We start from the raw sequence: 7,904 nt of genomic DNA, 5'->3' as shown, positions 1-7,904 counted from the left end.
ATCCTGAACGCGGCGGCAGCGTCCGAATTGATGAAGGCGAGGATGCCCGCGCCGGCCTCGAACCCCACGACCGACGGGTCGAGCGTCGTCGGCCAGACGTAGGAGAAGACCGGCGCCCCCGCGAGTCCGCCCGCCGCCTCGGGCCGGTCCTCGCCCGGCGTGCCGGCCACCGACATGGTGAAGATCGCATGGCGCCCGTCCGTTGCGATGTCGGCGGCCACGATGTCGAAGGCCGCGCGTTCGGCATTGCCCGCCTCGGCGGTCAGTTCGTGCGCGCCGACCGCAGCCGCGGCGAGCGTCAGCGCCGCGGCCGCTGCTCCGGGCGCGTGGCAAAGGGACCGTATCTGTGTCATCATCGAATGCTTCCTTTCGTGACAGAGGGGTTGCATTCGGGGCGTCCGGGCCGTTGCAGCGGCATTCCGGGCGCCCCGTTCACCCCACGACCGAAAGGGCCGCCCAGGCGCGGGCGGCCTCCTCGTCCGTGGCGGTTTCGTGATCCGCGCAATCCAGCCGCAGGGCGGCATCGCCGAAGGCGGCATCGACAAAGGCGCAATGATGCGGCCGGACGGGATCGTCGTGGATATGCGGGCGGAAATGGCGGCAGGTCAGGCACATGCGCTGCACCGGGATGGCGCGCGCCTCCTGCAGGGAGCGGATGATCAACACGAGCGACCGCAGCAGCCCGCCGCGTTCGGCCTCGGTTAGCCTTGCAATGGCCTCCTCCAGTGCGGCGGGCGCCTCCGGCATCCGCGCGGCCAGGGCGGTTCCCGCCCCGGTCGCCTCAATCCGGCGGGCACGGCCGTCATCGGGATCGGAACGGCGGCGGACCAGCCCCTTCCGATCGAGCGCGGAGACCGTGTCGCTCAGACTGGCATGGGAGATCCCGAGCGCGGCGGCCAGATCCGCCGCCCATTCCGGCCGCGCCGCCACCCGTGCCAGGACCTCCCCCTGAGTCGGGTTGAGGCCGAATTCCCTGGCCACCTGCCACTGACTGGCACGCCAGAACAGCGCAAGCCGCTGGAACGCCGTGACGATCTGCCGGGATTCTGAAGACATCTGCCACCTCTCCGAGTCTTTATACAGGAGTCCTAACTATATTCAATGGCCATCGCAGACCCACCGCGGCAGCTCCGCAAGTGTATCCGCTTGCGGAAGGTCTCTCTTCGGGTTTCGGTGGATGGGGCGCCCCGCGCGCGGATCGCCTTGCGTCAGGGCTCCTCGGACGAAGCCACCTTGCCGCGAAACAGCCAGTAGACCCCGATCGTGTAGATCGCGACGACCGGCAGGACCACGACCCCGGCAAAGAGCATGAACCGCAGCGAGGCCTCGGGCGCGGCGGCGTCCTGGACGGTGAGGGTGTAGGGGATCATATAGGGCCACATCATGCCGGCCAGCGCCACGAATGTCGCGGCGAAGAACAGCGCCCCGAGCGGATAGAGCGCCCCGTCGAGCCGCAGGCGTGCGCAGGCGACCAGCAGAAGCAGCGCATAGAAGCCGGCGGCGGCGCCCAGGCTGCTCAGCATCCCGAACCGCTCGGCGGCCTGGGTGAGCCCCGGGCTCATGTCGACGGTCAGGGCCGCGACGATCGCCGGCCCGACGATGGCGAGGACGCCGATCACGAGCCAGAAGACCATGCCCCGCGCCCAGTCGGCAACCGCGCCCTCGGTCTTCAGCACCAGCCAGCAGGCGCCGAGCAGGGCGTAGCCCAGGACCAGCCCGATCCCGGTCAGGACCGGAAACGGATGCAGCCATTCGAGGCTCGTCCCGGCGAACTGCCCGTCCTCGACGGGAATGCCGCGCATCATCGCGCCGACCGCCGCGCCCTGGACGAAGGCGGCCATCGTCGAGCCGGCGGCGAAGCCGAAGTCCCAGACCCCGCGCATCCGCTCGCTGCGGTAGCGGAACTCGAAGGCGACGCCGCGGAAGATCAGGCCGACCAGCAGAAGCAGCACCGGCAGGTAGAAGGCGCTGAGAAAGACCGCATAGACCGCCGGGAACGCCGCGAAGAGGGAGGCGCCGATCACCACGAGCCAGGTCTCGTTGCCGTCCCAGAAGGGCGCGATCGCCGCCATCATCGGGCCGCGCTTCGCCTCGTCCCGCGTCATTCCGAAGAGGATGCCGACGCCGAGGTCGAAGCCGTCGAGCAGCACGTAGACGAGGATCGCGATGGCGATGATCCCGGCCCAGAGATGCGCGAGGCTGAAGATCTCCATCGGCCTATCTCCGGTCCGTGACGCCGGGGCCGTCCGCGCGCGCAAAGGGGCGGCGGCTCCCGTAGGCGCCGGAGGCGGCTCCGGACGGCCCGCTCGGCCCCTCGCGCAGGAGCTTGTAGATGTAGCGCACGCCGAAGCCCCCGAGCATGCCGTAGACGAGCACGAAGACCACGAGCGAGATCAGCGCGTCCGTGGTCGTCAGCGCCGGCGTCACCGCATCCTCGGTGCGCAGGAGGCCGTAGATCACCCAGGGCTGGCGCCCGACCTCGGCGGTGTACCAGCCGGTCAGCACGGCGATGAACCCGCTCGGAAAGGCCAGGAATGTCGCCCAGAGGAACCATCGGCTGGTCTCGAGCCGTCCGGTGACGCGCAGGAGCGTCCCGATCCAGGAAACCGCCAGCATCACCAGCCCCATGCCCACCATGATGCGGAAGCCGAAGAACGGGATCACCACCGGCGGCCGGTCCTCCTCCGGAAAGCTCTCCAGCCCCGTCATCGGCGCGTCCCATTCCCCCGTGGCGATGAAGCTGCCGATGCCCGGCGTCTCGATCGCGAGGAGGTTTTCCTGCCGCGCCGCGTCGGGCCAGGCGAGCCAGACCTCCGTGCCCGGCTGCTCGTCCTTCCAGCGCGCCTCGATCGCGGCGAACTTGGCCGGCTGGTGCTCGTAGACATAGAGGCCGTTCAGATGGCCGAGGTACATCTGCACCGGGATCAGCGCGGCGGCGAGCCCGAGGCCCCAGGTCAGCATCACCCGCGCCTCGGCGCGGTTGATGTCGCGCAGCACGTACCAGGCGCCGGTGGCCGCCACGCAGATCGCGGTGGTCAGGAAGGCCGCGAGCAGCATGTGCAGCCAGCGGATCAGCATCACCGGGCCGAGCACGATCTCGCGCCAGTCCGTCGGGATGAACCGGCCGTCGATCACCTCATGTCCGATCGGCACCTGCATCCAGGTGTTGTTGGCGAGAATCCAGAAGGACGAGAGGATCGTCCCGAGCGACACCATGCAGCAGGCGAGAAGATAGACGCCCGGCCTGACCCGGTCGCGCCCGAGCAGCATGACCCCGAAGAACGTTGCCTCCAGCAGGAAGGCCGTGAAGGCCTCGTAGCCGATCAGCGGCCCCTGGATCGGGCCGGCCCGCTCGGCGAGCACGCTCCAGTTGGTGCCGAACTGGAAGGCCATCACGATCCCGCTCACCACGCCCAGCCCGAAGGACACGGCGAATATCCTCAGCCAGAAATCGAAGATCCGCCGATAGACCGCGCGCCCTGTGGCGAAGCCCAGGCCCTCCACGGTCGCGAGCCATGCGGCCAGGCCGATGGTGAAGGCCGGAAAGATGATGTGGAAGCTGATCACGAATGCGAACTGGAGTCGCGAGAGGATGAGCGGATCCAGGGCCACGCTGCGCTCCTTTCGTCGGTTCGCGCCAGAAGATCCAGGCCTGCGCCAGCGCACGGAGCCCGCCGCCGCATCGACCTCACGGCTCAACGCCCTAGCACATTGCCCTTGGTTTTCCGAGTCTTGTGGTCCGGCGTGATCTGGGACACCAAAGGTCGGCGGCGTCTGGGGGCGGGGGACTTGAGCGGAGCGAGAGGAGCAGGGGCATTCTTCACCCGGCCGCCGCGGTTCCCGTCTGCCCGGAATCCGGGCCGCGCCCGGCGGGAGCGGGCCGCATCCGGCCCCGGTGCCCGCATCCGGAAGGACTGGAGAACCGGACTCGTGACGTCCCTGGCGTTCCTCGCGGCATTTCTGCCGGGCCTCTGGGCGGGGCCGGCACTGCCGCACGCGCTGCAGCCGGGCTTTCTCGACCTGCGGGCGCTCGGCGGCGATGCCTGGCAGGTCTATTGGAAGGTGCCGGCGGGCGCGGGCGGACCGATGCAGATCGCCGCGGTCCTGCCCGAGACCTGCGATCCGCGGGGGCCGGGCCCGCTCGAATTCGATGGCACCGCCTTCGTGGCGGCCTGGATCTCCGGCTGTCCGGGCGGGCTCGAGGGTGGCGAGATCACCATCGAGGGGCTGGAGCTGACCGAGACGGACGTGCTGGTGCGCTACGAACTGGCGCCGGGCAGGGCGGAGAGCCAGCGGCTCACGGCGGCGAGCCCCGGCTTCCGCGTGCCGGCGCCGCAGGGACGGCTCGGGGTGGTCTCGACCTATTTCGCGCTCGGGGTCGACCATATCCTGCGCGGGATCGACCACCTGATGTTCGTCTTCGCGCTGATCCTGCTGATCCGGGACAGGCGGCAGCTCGTCGGGGCGGTGACCGCCTTCACGGTCGCGCATTCGCTGAGCCTGGGCGCGGCGGCGCTCGGCTGGATCGTGGTGCCGGCGCCGCCGGTCGAGGCGGTCGTGGCGCTCTCGATCATGTTCCTCGCCTCCGAACTCGCCCGTCCCGAAGGGCGCGGGCTGCGGCTCACGGAGCGCTATCCCTGGGTCGTGGCCTTCGCCTTCGGGCTGCTGCACGGGCTCGGCTTCGCCCGGGCGCTGCTCGAGGTGGGATTGCCGGAGGGCGAGGTGCCGCCGGCGCTCGTCGCCTTCAACCTCGGGGTCGAGGCCGGGCAGCTGATGTTCATCGCGATGGTCGTCGTCGTCGGGTCCCTGCTCCGACGGCTCTATCCGGCTACGATGGCCTGGGCGACCCGACGGGACGGCCAGGGGATCGCGGCGGCGAGCTATCTGATGGGCAGCGTCGCCGCCGTCTGGTTCGTGGGGCGTGTCGCCGCGTTCTGATGAGCCCCGACCCCGCCCGGGCCGGGCGCTGCCCTCATCCTGTTGCGGAACGGTCGAAGAGGAAAAAGCGCCAGCTGCTATAGCCCCCCGTGCCCGGCGCCCGCCGGCTGGCGGGCAACGGCGGGGCGGGGCATGATCGCGGGACGAATCATCGCGTGAGGGCCGGGCCATGCGCAGGCGCGTTCCGCTTCCGATCCTGCTGCTCGCCGCCCCGCTCGCCGCCTGCGCGGGCGCGGGGGAGGGGCAGCGCAATGTGCCGGCGGCCTCGGCTGCGGCCCAGGAGCGCGCCTGCGCCGAGGCGGTCGCGGCCCATGTCGGCAAGGATCCCGCCGAAGTGACGGCGGTGCTCGCCGAGACCGGCGCCGACGGCCTGGCGCTGGTGCGCGTGACCGATGGCGGGCGGCTGCATACCTGCACGGTCGACGCGAACCTCTCGGTGCACGAGATCCGGCATCCGCGCGCATGACGGCGCATCGCTTCGAGCTCCGGGTCTATTACGAGGACACCGATCTCGCCGGGATCGTCTATTACGCCAATTACCTGAAGTTCATCGAGCGGGCGCGTACCGAGGCGCTGCTCGCGGCGGGGATCGACCAGGTAGCGCTCGAGCGCGAGCTGGGAAGCGTCTTCGCGGTGCGCGCGCTCTCGGTGGACTACCGCGCCCCGGCGCGCTTTCAGGACGTGCTCACGGTGCGCACGACCGTGGCGGCGGTCACCGCCGCACGGGCGCGACTGATCCAGGAGGTCTGGCGCGCGGACGAACTGCTGGTGGCGGCGGAGGTCGACGTGGTCTGCCTCGGCCGTGACGGCCGCCCGCGGCGCCTGCCCGAGCCGGTGCGCGCGGCCCTTGGCGGGATGCTGCCCGGACCGTAGGGGCATTGCATTTGGCAGCGTCCCCCTGCGCCAGAGTTCCAAGCAGGCCAACGTCACCGCCCCGCCCGGCGGGAACCGCCGGGCGCCGTCCTCGTCTCGGGGCGGGGCGGCCGAGGAAGAAAGAAGGAGATCCAGCTGCGAGAGCCCTGGCCGGGACCGCGCGACCCCTAGACAGAAGCGGTATTTTTCGGCAATAGGCCGCGGCAAGGGACGAGGACCCGCCGAGGCCGGACGAACACGGCCGACTTCCCGAGCAAGCATCAGCAGGCACGCATGGAAACCGATACCCTCGCCGCCGCACAGCAGATCGATTTCTCGCTGCTGGCGCTGTTCCTGCGGGCGACCTTCACGGTCAAGATCGTGATGCTCGTCCTGATCGCCGCCTCCTTCTGGTCCTGGGCGATCATCATCCAGAAGACCCTGGACATGCGCCGCGCCCGCGAGGAGGCGCGCGCCTTCGACGCGGACTTCTGGTCCGGCGAGCCGCTCGACACCGTCTACGACCGGGTCGGGCCGGAGCCGCCCGGGGCGGCGGCGCGGATCTTCGCCGCCGGCATGACCGAGTGGCGGCGCTCGCACCGCAAGGACGGCGGGCTGATCGCCGGCACCCAGGCCCGCATCGAGCGGGCGATGAACGTGGCGATCGGCCGCGAGGCGGACGAGCTCAACCGCGGGCTGACCTTCCTCGCCACGGTGGGCTCGATCGCGCCCTTCGTCGGGCTCTTCGGCACGGTCTGGGGCATCAAGCACGCCTTCGAGGAGATCGCGCTGCAGCAATCGACCAATCTCGCGGTGGTCGCGCCCGGCATCGCCGAGGCGCTGCTCGCCACCGGGCTGGGCCTGCTTGCCGCGATCCCGGCGGTGATCTTCTTCAACAAGCTCAACCAGGACAGCGATGCGGTGCTCGGCGGCTACGAGGGCTTCGCCGACGAATTCGCCATGATCCTGTCGCGCCAGCTCGACAAGGCGGGCGCCTGAGATGGCGGTCTTCCTCGGCGGCGCGGTGCGCAACCGCGGCCGGCGCGGCCGGCGCGGCAACAAGCGCCGCCCGATGTCGGAGATCAACGTCACGCCGATGGTCGACGTCATGCTGGTGCTCCTGATCATCTTCATGGTGGCGGCCCCCCTCCTGACCGTGGGCGTGCCGATCGAGTTGCCCAGGACCGCCGCCGCGCCGCTGCCTTCCGAGCGCGAGGAGCCGCTGACCGTGGCGCTGACCGCCGAGGGCGAGATCCTGGTGCAGAACGAGGCGGTGAGCCGGTCGGAGTTCATCCCGCTCCTGCGGGCGGTCGCGGCGGAGCGCGAGAGCGACAAGGTCTTTCTGCGGGCCGACGGCGCGACGTCCTACGAGGGCGTCATGCAGGTCATGGGCGCGCTCAACGCCAGCGGATTCCACAATATCGGCCTGGTGACGGAGCAGGGCGGCCCGAGGTTCGACGGGCAGGACGGCTAGACCGTCGTGCGCATGCCCACCGGTGCGATCGTCTCGGCAGCGGGCCACGCGGCGCTGATCGCGCTCGCGGTCTGGGGCCTGCCTTGGCTGAAGCCGAGCGATCGCGAGGCGATCCGGGTCACGGAGGTGAGCTTCGTCACCGAGGCGGAATTCGCCGCCGCCCAGGCCTCGGCGGAGGCGCCGCGCGACACGGCGGCGCCGCCCGAGCCGCCCTCCGCGCCCGATGCCGCCCCGCCGGCCGAGCGCCCGCCCGCGCCGCTGCCGGAGGTGGTGCGCGGCCCCTCGGCCGAGGTGCAGCCGGCGCCCGAGGAGGATGCCGCTCCCGAGGAGGTCGCGAGCCTCGCCGCCCCCTTCGACCCCTCCTCGCCGCTCGCCGTGGCCGAGCCGGAGCTTTCGAGCGTCGTGCCGCGGGTGGTCACGCTCGCCCCGCCCACCGCGGTGACGCCACCGCGCCCGCGGCCGGTGGCGCGGATTGCGCCCGAGGCGGTGCCGGAGCCGCCCGATCCCGCGCGCCCGGCCGAGATCCCGCAGGCGGCGGTCGCGCCCGCCCCGGAGGCCGAGGCGCCGCGGCCCGAAGAGACGCCCCAAGCCCCGCCTGCGGCGGAGCCCGAGCCGGTGGCCGAGCCCGCGCCACCGGCGA

General features: G+C 71.2%; 8 protein-coding genes and 2 pseudogenes. 6 read left to right on the top strand and 4 right to left on the bottom strand.

The features are described 5' to 3' along the window. The 4 genes and pseudogenes from V7050_RS15640 to V7050_RS15625 all read right to left on the bottom strand — a co-directional run. Nucleotides 1–356: pseudogene (locus V7050_RS15640) on the bottom strand (hypothetical protein); the annotation flags it as partial. 76 nt (nt 357–432) lie between these two features. Continuing rightward, nucleotides 433–1,056 (bottom strand): MarR family winged helix-turn-helix transcriptional regulator, encoded by a 624-nt coding sequence (locus V7050_RS15635; protein WP_324368956.1) that lies wholly within the window; start codon nt 1,054–1,056, stop codon nt 433–435. A gap of 152 nt (nt 1,057–1,208) precedes the next feature. Next, the gene (gene cydB / locus V7050_RS15630) at nt 1,209–2,213 is read right to left on the bottom strand and encodes a cytochrome d ubiquinol oxidase subunit II (RefSeq protein WP_324368954.1); all 1,005 of its coding nucleotides are present in this window, start codon (nt 2,211–2,213) and stop codon (nt 1,209–1,211) included. 4 nt (nt 2,214–2,217) lie between these two features. Beyond that, complete coding sequence (locus V7050_RS15625; RefSeq protein ID WP_324368953.1) at nt 2,218–3,612, bottom strand: cytochrome ubiquinol oxidase subunit I; 1,395 nt, start codon at nt 3,610–3,612, stop codon at nt 2,218–2,220. Between the two features lie 318 nt (nt 3,613–3,930). On the opposite strand from V7050_RS15625, the gene V7050_RS15620 reads away from it, so the two are divergent. The 6 genes and pseudogenes from V7050_RS15620 to V7050_RS15595 form a co-directional block, all read left to right on the top strand. Then, entirely contained in the window at nt 3,931–4,938 is a 1,008-nt protein-coding gene (locus V7050_RS15620; RefSeq protein ID WP_324368951.1) for a HupE/UreJ family protein, read from the top strand. A 169-nt stretch (nt 4,939–5,107) separates the two neighbouring features. Continuing rightward, on the top strand, nt 5,108–5,404 hold the full coding sequence (locus V7050_RS15615) for a hypothetical protein (protein ID WP_324368949.1): 297 nt from the start codon (nt 5,108–5,110) through the stop codon (nt 5,402–5,404). Beyond that, nucleotides 5,401–5,811, top strand: a complete 411-nt coding sequence (ybgC, locus tag V7050_RS15610; protein ID WP_324368948.1) for a tol-pal system-associated acyl-CoA thioesterase — start codon at nt 5,401–5,403, stop codon at nt 5,809–5,811. Before V7050_RS15615 ends, ybgC begins: the two co-directional genes overlap by 4 nt. A gap of 273 nt (nt 5,812–6,084) precedes the next feature. After that, the gene (tolQ, locus tag V7050_RS15605; RefSeq protein ID WP_324370669.1) at nt 6,085–6,789 is read left to right on the top strand and encodes a protein TolQ; all 705 of its coding nucleotides are present in this window, start codon (nt 6,085–6,087) and stop codon (nt 6,787–6,789) included. Nucleotide 6,790: 1 nt separating this feature from the next. Then, nucleotides 6,791–7,264, top strand: coding sequence for a protein TolR (tolR, locus tag V7050_RS15600; protein ID WP_324370668.1), 474 nt, complete (start codon nt 6,791–6,793; stop codon nt 7,262–7,264). A 6-nt stretch (nt 7,265–7,270) separates the two neighbouring features. Further along, nucleotides 7,271–7,904 (top strand): annotated as a pseudogene (locus V7050_RS15595) (hypothetical protein); the annotation flags it as partial.

Origin of the sequence: Amaricoccus sp., assembly GCF_036846665.1 — a bacterium.
Classification (GTDB): domain Bacteria; phylum Pseudomonadota; class Alphaproteobacteria; order Rhodobacterales; family Rhodobacteraceae; genus Amaricoccus.
The sequence above is the reverse complement of the archived record's forward strand: the minus strand, read 5'-3'. Positions and strand labels throughout refer to the sequence as shown.

Coding starts and splice junctions, on each gene's coding strand:
- V7050_RS15635 (WP_324368956.1), bottom strand. CDS start 1,056: ATGTCTTCAGAATCCCGGCAGATCGTCACGGCGTTCCAGCGGCTTGCG.
- cydB (WP_324368954.1), bottom strand. CDS start 2,213: ATGGAGATCTTCAGCCTCGCGCATCTCTGGGCCGGGATCATCGCCATC.
- V7050_RS15615 (WP_324368949.1), top strand. CDS start 5,108: ATGCGCAGGCGCGTTCCGCTTCCGATCCTGCTGCTCGCCGCCCCGCTC.
- ybgC (WP_324368948.1), top strand. CDS start 5,401: ATGACGGCGCATCGCTTCGAGCTCCGGGTCTATTACGAGGACACCGAT.
- tolQ (WP_324370669.1), top strand. CDS start 6,085: ATGGAAACCGATACCCTCGCCGCCGCACAGCAGATCGATTTCTCGCTG.
- tolR (WP_324370668.1), top strand. CDS start 6,791: ATGGCGGTCTTCCTCGGCGGCGCGGTGCGCAACCGCGGCCGGCGCGGC.